At 65.4% G+C, this 15842-nt stretch carries 13 protein-coding genes; all 13 read right to left on the reverse strand.

Annotated elements, in window-relative coordinates:
- Window positions 1-25: 25 nt before the first annotated feature.
- The 13 genes from ACIGHN_RS13295 to ACIGHN_RS13355 all read right to left on the reverse strand — a co-directional run bounded on the left by ACIGHN_RS13295 (window position 26) and on the right by ACIGHN_RS13355 (window position 15840).
- Window positions 26-3661, reverse strand: coding sequence for an EAL domain-containing protein (locus tag ACIGHN_RS13295; protein ID WP_396504734.1), 3636 nt, complete (start codon window positions 3659-3661; stop codon window positions 26-28).
- 15 nt (window positions 3662-3676) lie between these two features.
- Window positions 3677-4078 (reverse strand): response regulator, encoded by a 402-nt coding sequence (locus ACIGHN_RS13300; RefSeq protein WP_396504735.1) that lies wholly within the window; start codon window positions 4076-4078, stop codon window positions 3677-3679.
- The gene (locus tag ACIGHN_RS13305) at window positions 4075-5925 is read right to left on the reverse strand and encodes a PAS domain S-box protein (protein WP_056165662.1); all 1851 of its coding nucleotides are present in this window, start codon (window positions 5923-5925) and stop codon (window positions 4075-4077) included. Before ACIGHN_RS13305 ends, ACIGHN_RS13300 begins: the two co-directional genes overlap by 4 nt.
- Window positions 5926-6565: 640 nt before the next feature.
- On the reverse strand, window positions 6566-6748 hold the full coding sequence (locus tag ACIGHN_RS13310; RefSeq protein WP_396504736.1) for a hypothetical protein: 183 nt from the start codon (window positions 6746-6748) through the stop codon (window positions 6566-6568).
- On the reverse strand, window positions 6745-7152 hold the full coding sequence (locus ACIGHN_RS13315; protein WP_396504737.1) for a DUF1353 domain-containing protein: 408 nt from the start codon (window positions 7150-7152) through the stop codon (window positions 6745-6747). The genes ACIGHN_RS13310 and ACIGHN_RS13315 overlap by 4 nt, the downstream gene beginning before the upstream one ends.
- On the reverse strand, window positions 7149-7640 hold the full coding sequence (locus tag ACIGHN_RS13320; protein WP_396504738.1) for a hypothetical protein: 492 nt from the start codon (window positions 7638-7640) through the stop codon (window positions 7149-7151). The genes ACIGHN_RS13315 and ACIGHN_RS13320 overlap by 4 nt, the downstream gene beginning before the upstream one ends.
- 1 nt (window position 7641) lies before the next feature.
- Complete coding sequence (locus ACIGHN_RS13325; RefSeq protein ID WP_396504739.1) at window positions 7642-7926, reverse strand: hypothetical protein; 285 nt, start codon at window positions 7924-7926, stop codon at window positions 7642-7644.
- Window positions 7923-8333 (reverse strand): hypothetical protein, encoded by a 411-nt coding sequence (locus ACIGHN_RS13330; protein WP_396504740.1) that lies wholly within the window; start codon window positions 8331-8333, stop codon window positions 7923-7925. Before ACIGHN_RS13330 ends, ACIGHN_RS13325 begins: the two co-directional genes overlap by 4 nt.
- Before the next feature lie 66 nt (window positions 8334-8399).
- A complete protein-coding gene (locus tag ACIGHN_RS13335) occupies window positions 8400-8774 on the reverse strand; it encodes a hypothetical protein (protein WP_396504741.1) in 375 nt (124 codons plus the stop codon).
- Window position 8775: 1 nt separating this feature from the next.
- Entirely contained in the window at window positions 8776-9720 is a 945-nt protein-coding gene (locus ACIGHN_RS13340; protein WP_396504742.1) for a hypothetical protein, read from the reverse strand.
- Window positions 9721-9743: 23 nt separating this feature from the next.
- Window positions 9744-10547: a hypothetical protein gene (locus ACIGHN_RS13345; RefSeq protein ID WP_396504743.1), complete on the reverse strand. Its 804-nt coding sequence runs from the start codon at window positions 10545-10547 to the stop codon at window positions 9744-9746.
- On the reverse strand, window positions 10469-11419 hold the full coding sequence (locus tag ACIGHN_RS13350) for a hypothetical protein (protein WP_396504744.1): 951 nt from the start codon (window positions 11417-11419) through the stop codon (window positions 10469-10471). The genes ACIGHN_RS13345 and ACIGHN_RS13350 overlap by 79 nt, the downstream gene beginning before the upstream one ends.
- On the reverse strand, window positions 11416-15840 hold the full coding sequence (locus tag ACIGHN_RS13355) for a hypothetical protein (RefSeq protein ID WP_396504745.1): 4425 nt from the start codon (window positions 15838-15840) through the stop codon (window positions 11416-11418). Before ACIGHN_RS13355 ends, ACIGHN_RS13350 begins: the two co-directional genes overlap by 4 nt.
- Between the last annotated feature and the right edge of the window lie 2 nt (window positions 15841-15842).

Here is a 15842-nt window from a genome sequence, read left to right on the forward strand (position 1 = left end):
ACCCCTCACCAAGGGCGGCGTCAGGTCAGAGCGACGGCGCCGCCGGGTGCGCGCCCAGGAACTGCTGCTCGAACGCCTCGACCGGCAGGGGGCGGCTCAGCAGGTAGCCCTGGATTTCATCGCAACCCAGCAGTGCCAGGCGGCGCAACTGGTCCTGCGTTTCCACCCCTTCGGCCACCACATTGAGCGCCAGCGAGTGCGCCAGGTTGATGATGGTGGACACCAGCACGTGGCCTTGCGAGGTGGTGTCCATGCCCATGACGAAGGACCGGTCGATCTTGAGCGTGTCCGCGGGCAGCGTGGCCAGGTAGCTCAGCGACGAGAAGCCCGTGCCGAAGTCGTCGATGGCCACGGTGATGCCCATCTCGCGCAGCGCGTGCAGGCTGCGGCGGCTGTGCTCCACATCGTCCATCACCATGCTTTCGGTGAGCTCGAGCTCCAGCCCCGCACCGGCGCCAGCGTCAAAGGCGAGGGCCTGCCGCACTTCGGCGATGAAGTTGCGGTGGCGCAGCTGCAGGGCCGACACATTGACCGCCACGCGCAGCGCCGTGTGGCCCGCGTGGCGCCAGCGCTGGTTGTCCTGCAGCGCCTGCTGCAGGGCCCAGCGGCCCACGTCGTAGATGAGGCCGGTCTCCTCCAGCACCGGGATGAAGAGCCCCGGCGGCACCAGGCCGCGGCGCGGGTCGTTCCAGCGGATCAGGGCTTCGGCGCCCACGATCTGGCCGTCCGCCAGGCGCTGCTTGGGCTGGTAGTGCAGCACGAACTGGCCCTCTTCCAGGGCCTGGCGCAGGCGCCCCTCCAGGCTCAGGGTCTCGGCCACGCGGGTGTTCATGCCTGCGGTGTAGAACAGCAGGCTGTCTGCCGATGCCTTGGCCTTGTTCGCGGCGGCCTCGGCGTTGCGCAGCAGGGTTTCGGCATCGGCGCCGTCCAGCGGGTACAAGGCCACGCCGGCCTTGGCGGCCATGCGCAGTTCGGTGTCGCCCAGCACGAAGGGCGCATCAAAGCAGCTGCGCATCAGGTGGTCCACCGCCAGGGCCACCGCATCGGCATCGCGGGCGTCGGTGACCGAGATGCCAAAGCTGTTGATGCCGATGCGCGCCACGCCGTAGGCCTCGCCAGCGGCTGTCTGCAGCCGCTCGCCCACCTGCCGCAGCAGCTCATCGCCCCGCTGGCGCCCCAGCGTGTCGTTGACGAAGCGAAACCGGCTGATGTCCATGAGTGCCAGGCCCTGCAAGGCCCGAGAGCCTTCGCGCGAGCGCAGGTGCTGGGCGCTGCGCTCCAGGAACAGCGTGCGGTTGGGCAGGCCGGTGATCTCGTCGTAGAAGGCCAGGTAGCTCAGGCGCTCTTCCTTGTCGAGGTGGTCGAGCGCAAAGCCGATGTCGCCGGCCAGCTCCATCAGCAGCTTGACCTCGACCGCGTCAAAGAAACCCACTTCTTCGGAGAACAGCGCGAGCACGCCCACCACCTTGTTCGCCACCATCAGCGGCAGCATGGCCAGCGATGCCACGCCGTTCTGCGCGAGCAGATCAGGCAGCACGATGCGCGGGTCGCCGCGCACGTCGTCGCACACCGCCGGCTGCCCGGTGCGGGCCACCTCGGCGCTCAGCGCCTCGCCCGCGGTGGGCTGTGCGTACAGGCCCAGCCGTTCCCGCACGCGCACCAGAAACTCGGGCTCGGCGCCAGCCAGCGCCACCGGCACGAGCTTCATCTGGGCCTCGTCCACGCGACCCACCCAGGCGATCTTGAACTGCCCGGCCTCCACGGCCACGCGGCAGGCGCCCTGAAAAAGCTCTTCACGGTTGCGAACGCGCACGATCAAGGTGTTGATGCCGCTGAGCATGGCGTACACGCGGTTGAGGCGCTTGATCTTGCGCTCGGCCTCCTTGCGCTCGGTGATGTCCTCGCCCAGTGCCGCGACGCCCGTGACCTGGCCGCCCACGGAGCGCAGGACGGTGTTGTTCCAGTGCACCAGCCGACGCTCGCCCGAGCGGGTGACGATTTCGTTGTCGTAGTGCCAGGTCGAGGACCGCCCCGCCAGCACGTCGGCAAACACCTGGCGGATGTGCGTCTGCTCGGGCGGCAGGAACAGCGCGAACCAGCTTTGGCCCGCCACCTCCTCGTGCTGCCAGCCGGTGAGCTTGAGCAGGTAGTCGTTGCAGTAGGTGACGCGGCCTTCGTTGTCGAGCATGACGGAGATCATCTCGACCTTGTCCAGCATGTCGTTGAAGCGCCGGTCGCTCTCGCGCAGGGCCTCTTCGGCGCGCTTTTGTACGCTGATGTCCTGGATGGTGTTGAACCAGCGGAACTTCTCGGGCGCACCGTCTTCGGGAGGCAGGGGCTCCATCACCTGGCGCAGGTGGAGCAGCGCGCCATCGGCACGCACCAGCCGGTAGGTGAAATCCATGCGCACGCGTTGCCGCCCGGCCTGCTGGGCCCGTGCGCGGTACAGGGGCTGGTCGTCGGGGTAGACCCGGGCCAGCCACTCGCGGGCCGACTGCGGCATGGCCTCGGGCGTGACGCCCAGCATGGCAGGACAGGTATCGGGCCAGCTTTCGAAGACGCCATCGCGCCCGCTGATCACGTGCGTGATCTTGGCCAGCACCTGCGCGCGGTGCAGGCCGGCCTCGCTGGCCCGCAGTTCCTCGATGACGCGCTTGCGCTCCAGCACCTCCAGCTGCAGCCGGTCCGCGTGCCGCTGCACCTCGGCGTAGAGACTGCCGTTTTCATAGATGCGGCCCACCTGCGCGCCCAGGATGGAGAGGATCTTTTCATCCTCGGCACTGAACTCCGCTGCGCCCAGCTTGTTGACCAGGCACAGCCAGCCATACGAAAACGACAGTGAGGTGATGGGCGCGATCACCGCGGTGTGCAGGGCCGGGTAGCCCGCAGGCAGCCCCACGGACCGCGGGTCGCCGCCAGCTTGCACGAACCGCTGGGCGCGGCGCTGGGCGCGCACCTGCCCGAGCAGGCCGTGCGAGACCACCGGCAGATCCGGCGCACCGGTGGTGGCGGCCTCGATGCCGCTGGTGCACACGAGCGATGCGTGGATGTCCTTGCGCACCACGCACAGCACCACATACTGCGCCCCCACCAGCTCCCGCGCGCCACGGCAGACGTTGGCCAGCAGCACCTGGGGGTCGCGCTCGGAGGCCAGTTGCAGGTTCAGGTCGGTAAGCGCCGCCAGGCGGCGGTTCATGGCTTCGAGCTCGGCCACGTTGCCGTTGAGCTTGTCGGTCATCAACTGCAGGTGCTGCGTCTGGAAGCTGCGCTCCAGATGTGGTGCCGGCGGGGCCACCTCGGTCAGCGCCTGCTCGATGGCCGCCAGGATGTCCTGCGGCTCGCAGGGCTTGGCCAGCACCTGGCGCACGCCGCAGGCTGCCGCGAGGTTGCGGGCCTCCTGCTCGCGGTAGTGCGCGCTGTAGAAGATCACCTGCGTGCCGGCCAGTTCGGGGTCGGCACGCATCTGCCGCACGAACTCGAAGCCGTCCATCGTGGGCATCACGATGTCGGAGATCACCAGATCGGGCCGCTCCGCGCGCACCATGGCCAACGCCTGGGCGCCATCGGACGCCTCCAGCGCCTGGTGGCCGCTGTGCCCCACCAGCGTCACCACCAGCGCCCGGTTCACCGGGATGTCGTCGACGACGAGAATCTTGGCCATGCGCGCTCCGCCGTGTCAGGCCGCGCCTGGCGGTGAGTGGAAGGACGGGCCGAGAAACGCCTCGATCTGGCGCACGAAGGTCTCGGGCGTGATGGGTTTGGAGAGGTGGTCGTCAAAGCCCACCTCCAGCGCCTTCTCGCGGTCGCCGGGCATGGAGAACGCCGTCACCGCGACCAGGGGCACCACGCGCCAACTGGAGTTGGAACGCAGGTTGTGCGCCACCTCGTAGCCGTTCATCACGGGCATCTGCAGGTCGCACAGAATCACGTCCGGCCCCTCGGCCAGGGCCATCGCCAGGCCCAGCGCACCGTTTTCTGCGGCCAGCACGCGGTGGCCCGCGTCCTCCAGCAGGTAGATGACCAACTGGCGGCTGGCCTCATCGTCCTCGATGACCAAAACCGTGGCTCTCTGTGTCATGCGCTGCTCTCCGGAATTTCCACGGTAAAGAGGCTGCCCTGCCCTTGCGTGCTTTCAAAGTCCACGCTCCCGCCCAGCGCCTCGGCCAGCTTGCGGCTCAGGTGCAGGCCCAGGCCCGTGCCCTCCTGGTGCCTGCGCTCCGCCGTCTCCACCCGGGAAAAAGCCTCAAACAGGCGCGACTGCTCTTGCACAGGGATGCCGGGCCCGGTGTCCCGCACGCTGACACGGACCATGCGCCTCGTGGCCTGGGTGGCGGTCTCCAGCGTCACGTCCACGCTGCCCCCGGACGTGAACTTGATCGCATTGCCCACCAGGTTGATGAGGATCTGGCTGACCGCCCTGCGGTCGGTGTACAGCGGCACGGCACCCGGGGGCAGGTGCACGGCAAAGGCCAGGCCCTTGCGCCGGGCCTCGGGCTCGAGCGTGGCGGCGACTTCTTCGACCAGGCTGCGGCCGTCGAGCGCCTCCAGGTTGAACGATGCCTTGTTGGCGCTGAGCTTGGCCACGTCCAGCAGGTCGTTGATGAGCGACAGCAGGTGGCGCGCTCCGGTCTGCACGATGCGCAGCTGCTTGTCCTGCTCGGGGTTGAGCGGGCCGGGCAGCTGCATGATCAATGTGCCGGTGAAGCCGATGATGGCGTTGAGCGGGGTGCGCAGCTCGTGGGACATGCTGGCCAGGAAGCGGTCTTTGACCAGCGCCGCATTTTCAAGCTCCAGATTCTTGTCGCGCAGCGCCCGCTCGATGAGCTTGCGCTCGGTGACATCGCGGATCGCGCTCGACACGAACAGGCCCTCCTCCGTGTCGAGCGGGCTCAGGCTGATCTCCACCGGGAATTCGCTGCCGTCCTTGCGCAGGCCGTACAGGTCGAGCCCCGCGCCCATGGAGCGGGCGCGCGGCTCGGCGAAGAAGCCGTGGCGGTGCTCGGGGTGGCGCTGCGCGAACCGGCGGGGAACCAGGAGTTCGACCGGCTGGCCCAGCAGTTCCTCGCGGCTCCAGCCGAACAGCTTCACGGCCTGCGAGTTGACCAGCACGATGCGCCCGTCCCGGTTGACGATGACCATGGCGTCCGGCGCCGCTTCCAGCAGGTCCTTGAACTTCTGGTCGGCCCGCTTGCGGTCGGTGATGTCGCGGATGGCCGTCATCGCCATCGTGCCTTCCTCGGTGACGAGCGGGCTCAGGCTGATCTCCACCGGGAACTCGTCCCCGCCCTTGCGCAGCCCGTACAGCTCCAGCCCCGCGCCCATGGTGCGCGTGCGCGGCTGGGCAAAGAAGCCGCTGCGGTGGCCCAGGTGCGCTCCGCGGTAGCGGTGGGGCAGCAGCGTCTCGATCGACTGCCCGATCAGCTCTGACCGCACATAGCCGAACAGGCGCTCGGCCTGCGAGTTCACGAGCACGATGCGGCCGGTCACGTTGACCATGACGATCGCGTCGGGGGTGGATTCGAGCAGGTCGCGAAAACGCGCTTCCAGCAGCTTGGCATCCCGCTGCACCTTGAGCTGAGTGACGTCCTTCTTGCTCGACAGGAAATAAAGCACCTCTCCGTCCGCATCGCGCACCGCCTTGGTCGAGACGTTGACGTGCACGAGCGAGCCATCCTTGCGCCGGCGCACCGACTCGTGCACGGTGGTCGAGCCGCGCAGCGCCTGGGCGCGGATGCTTTCTTCCTCCCGCACCTGGTCGGCGGGCACGATGAGCTCGGCAATGGGCCGGCCCCGGGCCTCGGACTCGGTGTAGCCAAAGATCGCCTCGGCCGCCGCGTTCCAGTGGAGCACTGCGCCCTGCGGGGACAGCACCAGCAACGCATCGGGGTTCTGTTCCCAGTATCCGACCGAAAAATCAGATCCCATTGAGCCCTCCGGGCGATCGGTCCGTCATTTGCAGGCAGGTCGTGCCAGCAGGTGCGCTGGCAGCCATGAACGGCCGTCGAAATGTTCGTTGCGTGCACGGCCTGCCGGGGTGCATGCGCAGGCCGTGCCCCTGCCGAAGCGGCAGGTCGAAATCATCTTAGAAGCATGCCGCAGAAATGCCAACCCGCAAATGTCCATGCCAGCGTGTCACGGGGCAGGGATTGCCTGGCTTGCGCCCACCCGAAAAAAGCCCCTGTGGCCGGCAACGGCAACAGGGGCTCATCGGTGCGTGGCGCCTGTACAAGGCGCGGGGGCAGCTTACATGTGGTCGATCATCACCTCAGGCCTGCGCCGCGTACCGCATGGAATATGGCATTGGAGCTTATGGTGTGCTTCGATGGAACAGATCATGGAACAAGTTGCGCGGAACGCGACGGAACCCAAGGGGACGTCAATCGATGCGCGGCAGTGGCCCATCATCCCGGGCCGGGTAGCACTCCCGCTGCGCCCTCTCCTGCAGCGCTGCGGCCAAGTCGCGCTGATCGCGGAGCCGGCGCTCCTTCTGCCGTTTTATGGCCTTGCGGCCAGCCGGGGCCTGGCGCCCCGGCTGGTGTGCATGCGTGTGCACTGTGGCCAGCCCTCAGGGCTTCTTGTCGGTCGCCGGTGTGGCCACGTTGACGGCCGCAGGATCTGGCGTTGTCACGCTGCAGCTGCGCTTGGCGCCGTACTCCACATAGCAGAACGCGCCCAGCTTGGCGGAACTGCAGCCAGCCAGTGCGGCAGAGGCGGCCAGGATGGCCAGGGTGGTGATGGACTTCTTCATGATGCTTGCCTTTCGGTTTCAGGTGGTAGGGGAATCACATTGGCCCAAGCGGCATGCCCGCCCACGCGGACGGCCAGCCACATCAGGTAGCGGTCGAGGTTGTTCACCTCGTTTTTCATCGCGGCGTAGAACACCGCGTCTGCCCATGCGCGCGGGTATTGCCGCTCGTACAGGAAGTCATGCAGCACGGCCGCGCGGCGGGCCTTGCCTTCGAATGCCAGGAACACCACGGGCAGCTCCGGGATGCTGGCCAGGTCGGTGATGGAGCCTTTGGGCACGGTGATCACCACCGAGTCGTCGGCTGCATCGGTTTCGATCAGCACCGCAAAGTCTTCGTACAGGGCCCACTCGTCCCCGTTGCCGTGTGGCACAAGGATGGGTTGGTTCAGAAAGGTGACCCTCATTGCACGAACTCCCGCGCACGCCGGTGCATCTCTGGCCAGGTCTCGGGGTGTGGCTTGCCTGGCCGCCAGCAGCGATACCGGTAGAGCTGCCAGGCGCCGTCGACGTCGTCCACCGCCGGCAGCTTGTGCGCATCGGTGAAGATGAGCAGCCTGGCCAGGCCAGCGGCCAGCACGTCGTCATGCTCAATGGCGCGCCATATCTCCAGCGGCCAGTGCGCGACGCCCCGGGCTACGCAGAGCTGCCGCAGGTAGCCCGCAGAGGCCGGGTGCAGGAACACGCCCCACACGCCGCCCTTGCTCTCGCGCGTGCCCAGTTCGAACTGCCAGAACCCGCGCGCGGGCCCGTTGCCGAGCTGGCGGCGGTGTTCGAAGCGGCTTTCCTGCAGGCCGGTGGCCAGCAGCAGCACGCGGGCCTCCTTGCTGTCCATGCGGCCGGGCAGCAGCTCGTACGCAGCATTGATGGCTTGAGTGATTTCAGACAGCTGCATGTCAGCCCTCCTTCACGCGCGTGCGTACGATCAAAACCGCGAAACCCAGCATCACGCACATGTCTTGCAAGGTCGGTCGTTCCATGGGCAGCATGGGCGTGATGAGGGCCCCTGCCCCGCCCACGGCAAGCAGCATCCAAGCGATGGCCTTGAGCCATTCCGTAGTGCGCTTGCGCCACCCCAACAACCCGCGCTGGCATGGCGCTGTGCGTTCCAGCTTGTTCAAGGCTTCTGCCAAGACGATGAAGCCGGCGAGCCAATGGATGGTCAGAAGAGCTGCGCTCATGAAGCACCTCCCTCGTTGCCCGGCTTGCCGGGGGGATATACCTTGTCGCGGGCGATCATCAGCATGCGCTGGGCAAATGCCCCAATGACGAAGGCGGCGCCCAGCTGCCACGGCTCGCCCACGAAGGCGGGATAGGCAAACATGGGCGTGAGGTAGCCAGCGGTCAGGCTGGATGCCATGGCCACGCACATACGCTTGACGGTGGTGCGCACCAGCTCGCGCCAGGTGTCACCCGTGCTGGGTACGGTGTTGAGCACGATGATTGCAGCCAGGCCACCAAAGAGGCCGGCCACCAGCAGATCGGCGCGCAAGCCCAGCGGGATACCAAAGGCCGTGACAGCCGTGGTGGACACCGCTGTAACTGCCAGCGATGCGATGCCGGCGGCGGTGGACGTGGGTTCAGGCATGTGCGACATCTCCGGACGAAAAAAAACCCACCGAAGCGGGTCGCATGAAAGAGGCTGGCCAGCTCATCACATCGCCCCCGCTCGGATGAAAAGATCGTCCTTGTCCTGCTCAGTCAGGCCCAAGGCCAGACCAATGCTGACCAAGAGCGGCCAATGGCGTTCGAACTCCTGCGAGTCGTCCCAATCGATCTGCGCCAACTGGCGCTCCAAGGGGTCCGGTATCGCATCAATGGCAGGCTGCACTTGGTCCAGCAGACCGGCAAGAGCCAGCGCCCTGCGCGCCTGGCGGCGCGAGACCTTCTGAGGCACGAGGGATTGGGGAAGGTCTTGGTTCTCAGCCAGCCGCCACGCACCCGGCGGGTAGTTGGCCGCCGCGAACTCAGTGTCGGCGTCGATCTCGTTGATCACCGCACCCAGTTCATTCAGGATTTCAATGCGCATATCAGGCTCCCTTAAATGTCAATGTCACGAAGCCCTTGTTGCCGGCGCCCGAGGGAAAACCGTTTTGGCCGGCACCGCCGCCGCCGCCTATGCCACCGTGTCCGCCAGTGCCAACACCCCCACCCCCTCCGCCACCGAATGCCCCGTTCGCTGCGGCGCCAGCGGAACTGCTACCGCCGCCGCCACCGCCCGGGCCTGGCGCAGAGCCACCGCCACCGCCGCTGTCCACACCGGAGCCGCCCTGCCCGGAAAGATCAAGCTGCAGCCGGTTGTAGCTCTGATCGGTCAGACTGGTCGAACCCAACAGGCCGATCAAGTTGGGGCCAGGTGTTGACGCCGAGGACGAGACGCCAGGATTTCCAGGACCACCTGAACCGCCGCCCGAGCCACCGCCATTTGCAACGCCCGGCCCCCCGGGGCCCCCAATCCCTGCGCCACCACCGCCAGAGTTGCCGGTACCGGTGCCGCCCTGGTGGCCCGCTGGGGAGCCTTCCAGCAAAGGTGCACTGCCACCGCCGCCGCGAGGCGCTGCCCCCCCAAGGCCACCCGGCCAATGCTCGTCAACGCCGGTAGGAGCGGTGTTGGCGGCCGGGGCGCCCGCAGCGATACCAGGGTTAGCGCCTGGCACGGATGCAGACAGGCCGTTCGGGCCGGCGACGGTGGTCGTGCCGCCGGCATTGCCGGTGGCAACGTTGGTCACGCTGGCGCCGCCAGCGCCCAAGGTCACAACAATGGACTGGCCTTTGGTCACCAGCTTGGTGACCCGGGCGACTGTGCCACCGTTGGCACCACTTCCGGCCAGGCCAGAACCAGACGCCGAGGCGCCCAAAATGTCCACCGTCACGGTCCCCGTCAGCGGGGCGATCACGGTGCGGCTGGTCGGGCAGTACACGACCTTCTTTTGCTGCGGCGGGCTGCCGTAGGCTTGCGAGGCAAACATGGTCATATCAATGGCTCACGGTGAATGGGCTAGATCCAGCCCGATGTGGCTGTCTTCGTAAAAACCTTGTCCCAGGTGGACAGGTCCAGTTGCAGGTCGTCGTCGAACCCGTTGAACGTCGCGCCGTTCTTGCGCAGCATGGGCGTGGACGCCCCGCTCTGGTTGGTGACCCGCACCATTTCCTGCGTGACAGCACCTGCTGGCATGAGGCAATCCGCCAGTGCATGCTTGATCAGGTAGTGCACGCCCACTGACAGCAGATGCGGCAAGCCGGTATCCGGGTCCAGCGCGGTAGTGATCTCTTTCTGCGGCATGGAGTGCGGCGAGCCCGTGAGGCGCCAGCCAGCAGGATCATTGGCAGGATCAACGGCGCTGGCCGATGGGCCTTCAGGGATGCGCCGATAGGTCAGCAGCGAGATAGGGGACCACACCGGATCACCGTTCAGATAGTTGCCGGGCACCCATCGATCCGCACCTGCACTTACCGCCGCGTTCTGCGCGCTCACCGCTGCGGCCGCTGCCAGTGCTGAAGCGCTGGCGCGCGATTCGTCGGAGAGTTGCGCAAACCACTTGGCGGCGCCCGCGTTGTGTGCGACGTTCGCGCTCAACGCGTTCATCTCACCAACGAAAGGCCCTGGCGGACCCATGTGCAAGCCGAAGGCCAGGGCCTTGCTGTTGTACGTGAAGGTTGCCCTGTCTGCAGGCACGGGGAACGGTGGAATAACCGACACCGTGGTGGCTGGTTGTACGTCCATCAGATATTGCCTTTGGCGGTTAGATTCAAAGATGCGCCGCCGTAGTCGTCGGCGCGGATAGAGCCAGAGAGAAAACACAAGGTGTTGAGGTAGCCCAGGCGCGGCAGGCCTGTCGCCTCGAATGGCACGGCAACATCGGCGATCTCGTCCAAGATGGCATCGGCGTACATGGCCTGCTCCGCATCAAGGACGACACGGCAAGTCACGTCGCGCGAACGCGCCGGCCGCACGGTCTGCGTGTAGGTTCCATCGGACTTGTAGTCGCGGTAGGTGTATGTCTTGCGCTGGGACTCAGCACCAGGCACAACACCGCCCCATTTCGAATCCCCTATCAACTGGCGCCAGTCGCCAATCTTGATGTCGCCCACAGCAACTACCCCCCCGCCAGGCGAAGAGATGGTGATGACGATGACCGTATTGAGGGCCAGCGGTATGTTGTCCATGCCGAACTGATCAAGAGCCCGCAAAGGCTGGAAAAGCAGCTCGTAGAAGCCTGCGGCCTGTGCATACAGGTCGCCCTGCACCGACTTGAGCAAAGGCCCGCCCGGGCCATCGCGCGCTACGATGGAGTAAGTTGCGCCCTCTGGGCCGTAGACCTTCACCCCGTTTGCAAACCCGGGCGTCACCACGAACGTGAGCACGTCGGTGCCGCGTGCCTTGGTGGACACGTAGTCATCAAACGGCGCCATGCGATCCGTGGGGCCCTTGCGAAGCCAGTAACCGGCCGCCTCGGTTTCAGGTGGCGTAGGCCTGCCTGTGTGGTCCCGCACGCAGGACCACACCGACCCGTTGTACGTGCGCAGGTCGTCTACCACGTAGGGGGCGTTAGCAACCCACGCCACTTCTCCGTTGGCTATGTTGGGTTCGGGCACGCTGGTGCCCGCTCCGATCATCGCGGGGACGATCTTCACGGGCACCATTACGCGCGCAGCGGAGATCGGCTTGTTCATGCAAGTTCCTTCGCAAGTTCTTTGGCTATGGCGCTGGCCAGCGGCGCAATGTTCACGATCTCGGTGCGCGTGCCAATGCCGCCCTCTGTCACCTGGTCGGTGTGTTCCACCATTTGCGGCAGTCCCTCGGTATTGGCATCAATCGCTGCAAGGCGCTCCTGCACCCAGCCGAACTGACCGCGCAATGCCTGCAGCTCTGCCACAACCTCGCCACTGCCGCCAGCCATCGAATAGACGCCCAGGCGGCCGCCCACATTGGCCAGCGGCAAGATGCCTTCCGACTGCCCGCCCTCCCCCATCTGACCGATGTTGAAGAACGTGGGTTTGCTCACGATGCCGTTGGTGAACGCGCCACCCTTGGCAAACGGTTGCATGCCCACGGACTCCGCAGCCTTGCGCCAATCGCCCTCAAAGTAGCCCGACAACAGGTGCAGGTCCTCCAGGGTGCCGCCAGCAGCCTTAACTGCAGTCAGCAGGCCCCGAAGGTCGTTGCTGCCGTCGTAGCTGTGATACAGGCCCGCCAACCCGTCCAGGCGGTTGATCGTTTCCGGATCAATGACAGGCTGGTAGGCGACACCTGCAGTTGCCAGAGACACAACCTTGCGGTACTTGGCATCCACCTGCTGTGCAGCACTGCCAGGCCCGAAGACCGCGCCCCCTGAAGACCCACCGCCGGCACCAGCTGGCGCAACAGCCGTCGGCTTCTTGTCCGCAGCGATCAGGGCCAGCAGCTGCTCAAAGTAGCTCGATACCGTGCCCGTCAGCTCGACAGTGCCGTTAACCAGCGCATCCGCCCGGCGGTCCAGGCTGTCCAGGTACTCCAGCTGGTCGGTGATCCCTTTGAGCTGACGTTCTTCAACGGTCAGCTGCATGTCCCCCAGGTCACCCAGATCCGCCAGCTGACCAGCCAGCACGAGCGCATCTCGGTCGCGTTCGAACTGCGACACATAGACACCCTTGTCGATACCACCACGCGCGGCGCTGATCGCGTCCGTCAGTCCCGCATAGTCGGTAACTGACGCCCCGGCACGAACGCCGTCCAGCGCCTGCTCTACATAGAGCATGCCCTGCACAGCCATCATTTGCGCGGTGCTTTCTACCGACAGTGCCAGCTCGCGCGCGTTGCCCCGCAGCATCGAAACGACATCAGCGATACCGCTGATGATGTCGCGCACCTTCGAAGCCTCTTCGTTGAGCGCTTCACGGTCGCGCTGCAGCGCACGGCGGAACAAGCCGTAGATGGTTTGCACCAGCTCGCGGGCCTGCGCTTCCAGCGCGGCGGTGGTGTCCTCTGCGGCACCGGTCAGCTCAGCAAACACTCCAGAAAGCTGGATCAACACCGCGTAGGCCTTGCGGCCCGCTTCGGTGGTGAGGTCCTGCGACTCAGCCAGGCGGCGGTATGCCTCGCGCGTTTTGGGCACGTCGGCGATACCGATTTCATCCAGTTGTTTGTCCAACTGGCGATAGGCGACAGCGCGGCGTTCGTCCTCGCTGTAGTAGTTCAAGAAATAGCTGCTGGTCGCAGCGGTCATCTTGTCCAACCCGCCGAACGCTTCGGCGATCTTGCTGGCCGCGTCTGCGCCCTTCAAGCTGGCATCCAGCAGCGTGTAGCCCAGCGTGTCAAAGATGCTGTTGACCGTGGTCAGGCTTGTGGCCAACCGGGTCAACGTGTCTATGGCCTTCTCGCCCTCCTTCGCGTACTCGCTGGCCTTGTAGGTTGTTTGGGTAATGGTCTCTTCGACCTCTTCCCAATACTGGACCATGTCCATGCCATGGCCTTCGGTGCGCGTGATGGTCCGGCGCACCTTCTCGCTCGTGCTTTCCCACGTGCCCAGCACCTGCTCTGCCAACTCGTTGTTAGCGGTGGCCATGGCCTCCTGAAACTTGGCTTGGATCTGCTCCGCGTTCAAGCCTTGCGTGGAGAATTTGAAAGACGTTACATGCTCTTCCAGCTTGTCCACACTCAGCCCGAGCGTGTCGGCAAAGAACGCGACTTGCGCGCGCATGCCCTTGAACGAGTCGCCCAGGGCCTTCTCCAGCTCGGGGTCAAGGTCGCTGTACTTGGTCTTGTCGGAGCGCAGCAGACCGCCCTTGTAGAACTCGTACGAGCGACCGTCAAAGCCCGTAGCGCCCCCAAACTCGCCTTCAATGCCCATGTCAGCCAGCTTGCGGCCGAACAAGCGATTGATGAGGCCACCGACCACCCCAGCCAGCGGGCCAAAGAAGGCGCTAGCGATACCCGATAGCACGTTGACGGTGTTGCCCCCGCCTACGCTGTAGCCACCAGAAATCATCGAGCTAAGGCCATAGCCCATCATGCCGTTGCCAAGCATGCCCAAGCCCGTGCCCACCGTGCTACCCAAATTGGTGGGCGCGAACGCGTTCCCGTCGTAGTAGGACAAACCCAGCTTGGCGCCCATCTCGCTATTGGCGAACTTGCCAAATGCAGTGCCAATGCTGGCGCTCACGCCATCGGTCAGCAGGTTCATGCCAGCAGACACAACGTTGCCGATGTTGCCCATCACGTTGAAGCCACCACCCCCCGCCGCTTGAGCAGCGGCCCCAAAACCGCTGCCGAAAATGCTTGTTCCCAGTTGGATGATGAAAGGCCGCACTGTCAGCTGGTACAGCAGGTCCAGCACTGTCGCCTTGATCGTCTGACCCAGCTTCTTGAAGACGTTGGAGCCGCCTTCCCAGATGTTTGTCCAAACATCATGCGCGGTGCGGTCCACACTGCTCCACAGGTCCGTCCAGCCGCTGGCCTCGCGCTCGCGCAGGGCCTTGGTGGACATCAGGGCCAGCAACTCCTGGCGCGCGCTGATCTCGCGCTGCAGTCGCTCCCACCCCTCGGAGTTTTCGTAGAACCCGGCTTGCTTCTCCTGCAGGCGCGCAATGGCGACCATTTCAATCGCTTCAGCCAGACTGACGTTGAGCTTGCGCGACAGTTCGGCCGCGCGCTCTTCGTCCTGCAGGCTGGCAATCCGATCCTTCACCGATTTGAGCGAAGCAGCTGCAGCCTCTTCCTGCGCGCGCATGAATGCGTCGATGCCGTCCGCCTCCTTATGTCGTGCATCGGCAGCGGCCTGCGAGGCCTTGGTGGCCTCATCAAAGGCCTTCTTCATCAGGGGTTGCTGCGAAAGCAAGAATTCTTGCGCCTTGGCAAGGTCGCCAGCATTCACCGCGCCAGCAGCGAACGCCGCCGCCATCTTGGACATTTTTTCGTCATAGTCAGACGAATAGCCCTTGTCTTGAGCCAGCAGGCCCGCAACGAGCTTGGCACCTTCTGCGGCTTTCTTCTTGGCCTCTTCAGCCGCCTTGTCCGCAGCGGCCTTGGCCTTCTTGGCTGCCTCTTCGCGTGCCTTCTGATCTGCCAGAAGATCCTTGCTGACCTTCATCGTGGTGGCGGCTGACACCACTGCAGCGTTGCTCTCGGCGGACCAGGCGGCCTGCACAGCGGCGCTGGTGGCGGACCATCCTGCGGTCACATCTTGCTGCCACTCGCGGCCGATGGCCGATGCCTGCGCGAAGTCGCCGCGCAGGATGGCTATGACCTGGCCCATGGCTGCGCCCAACGTCTTGCCGACCGTGGAGAACACCTCAACGATGCCCACCCCCACGGTGTACAAGATCTTGAGGCTGGCGGCCAGGAAGTCCGCCACACCCTTCAGCCGGTCACCCGAAGTCATGGACTCCAGGAACGAGGCCGTCAGGTTGGTGAGCGTGGGCAGCAGCTGTGCCGCAATGCGCGTGCCTACCCCCTGCACGCCCAGGCCCAACAGTTCCAACGTGTCGTTGAACTGGCCGGCCTGAGCGGCGGTGCTGTCTTCAATGACCAGACCAAGCTTTTCAGCCATGGCCGTCATCTCTGCAATGCCTTCAGCGCCGCTGTTGAGCAGCGGCACCATCTCAGCACCGGACTTGCCGAAGATCTCCATGGCCAGCGCCGTTTTGGCGGCGCCGTCTTCCATGCCTTTGAACTTGTCGGCTACGTCCAGCAGCACGGCGGTGGTGCCGCGCAAGCTGCCGTCAACGTTGCGCGTATTGACCCCCAGCGCGCGCAGCCCGACGTTGCCCTCTGACATCTCACGCGAGAGCTTCGCAAGACTGGATGCCATGGCTTCGTTGCCCATGCCTGCCTGTTTGTAGGCAAGCTGCAGGCCTGACAGCTCTTTGGCACTGACGCCCACCCGGCCAGACATTTCATCCAGCGCATCGGCGGCATCGATGGCATTGCGCACGAAGCCGGTGAACGCCGACAACGACAACCCCACCCCGATGAGGCCCAGCGCCTTGCCCGCCAGTTCCGCAGCCTTCTGCATCTTGGCGGTGGCGCTCTGCACCACGCTGGCTGCGTTCTCCATGTCCTGGCGAAGGCGTGCCACATTGGCAGCCATCTCAATCGTGAGGGTCGCGATGTTCATGG

Source organism: Acidovorax sp. NPDC077693 (assembly GCF_044542805.1).
GTDB lineage: Bacteria > Pseudomonadota > Gammaproteobacteria > Burkholderiales > Burkholderiaceae_C > Acidovorax.

Excerpts from the sequence above, each read along its gene's own strand:
- ACIGHN_RS13295 (WP_396504734.1), bottom strand. The coding sequence starts at position 3,661 with ATGGCCAAGATTCTCGTCGTCGACGACATCCCGGTGAACCGGGCGCTG.
- ACIGHN_RS13300 (WP_396504735.1), bottom strand. The coding sequence starts at position 4,078 with ATGACACAGAGAGCCACGGTTTTGGTCATCGAGGACGATGAGGCCAGC.
- ACIGHN_RS13305 (WP_056165662.1), bottom strand. The coding sequence starts at position 5,925 with ATGGGATCTGATTTTTCGGTCGGATACTGGGAACAGAACCCCGATGCG.
- ACIGHN_RS13310 (WP_396504736.1), bottom strand. The coding sequence starts at position 6,748 with ATGAAGAAGTCCATCACCACCCTGGCCATCCTGGCCGCCTCTGCCGCA.
- ACIGHN_RS13315 (WP_396504737.1), bottom strand. The coding sequence starts at position 7,152 with ATGAGGGTCACCTTTCTGAACCAACCCATCCTTGTGCCACACGGCAAC.
- ACIGHN_RS13320 (WP_396504738.1), bottom strand. The coding sequence starts at position 7,640 with ATGCAGCTGTCTGAAATCACTCAAGCCATCAATGCTGCGTACGAGCTG.
- ACIGHN_RS13325 (WP_396504739.1), bottom strand. The coding sequence starts at position 7,926 with ATGAGCGCAGCTCTTCTGACCATCCATTGGCTCGCCGGCTTCATCGTC.
- ACIGHN_RS13330 (WP_396504740.1), bottom strand. The coding sequence starts at position 8,333 with ATGCCTGAACCCACGTCCACCGCCGCCGGCATCGCATCGCTGGCAGTT.
- ACIGHN_RS13335 (WP_396504741.1), bottom strand. The coding sequence starts at position 8,774 with ATGCGCATTGAAATCCTGAATGAACTGGGTGCGGTGATCAACGAGATC.
- ACIGHN_RS13340 (WP_396504742.1), bottom strand. The coding sequence starts at position 9,720 with ATGACCATGTTTGCCTCGCAAGCCTACGGCAGCCCGCCGCAGCAAAAG.
- ACIGHN_RS13350 (WP_396504744.1), bottom strand. The coding sequence starts at position 11,419 with ATGAACAAGCCGATCTCCGCTGCGCGCGTAATGGTGCCCGTGAAGATC.
- ACIGHN_RS13355 (WP_396504745.1), bottom strand. The coding sequence starts at position 15,840 with ATGAACATCGCGACCCTCACGATTGAGATGGCTGCCAATGTGGCACGC.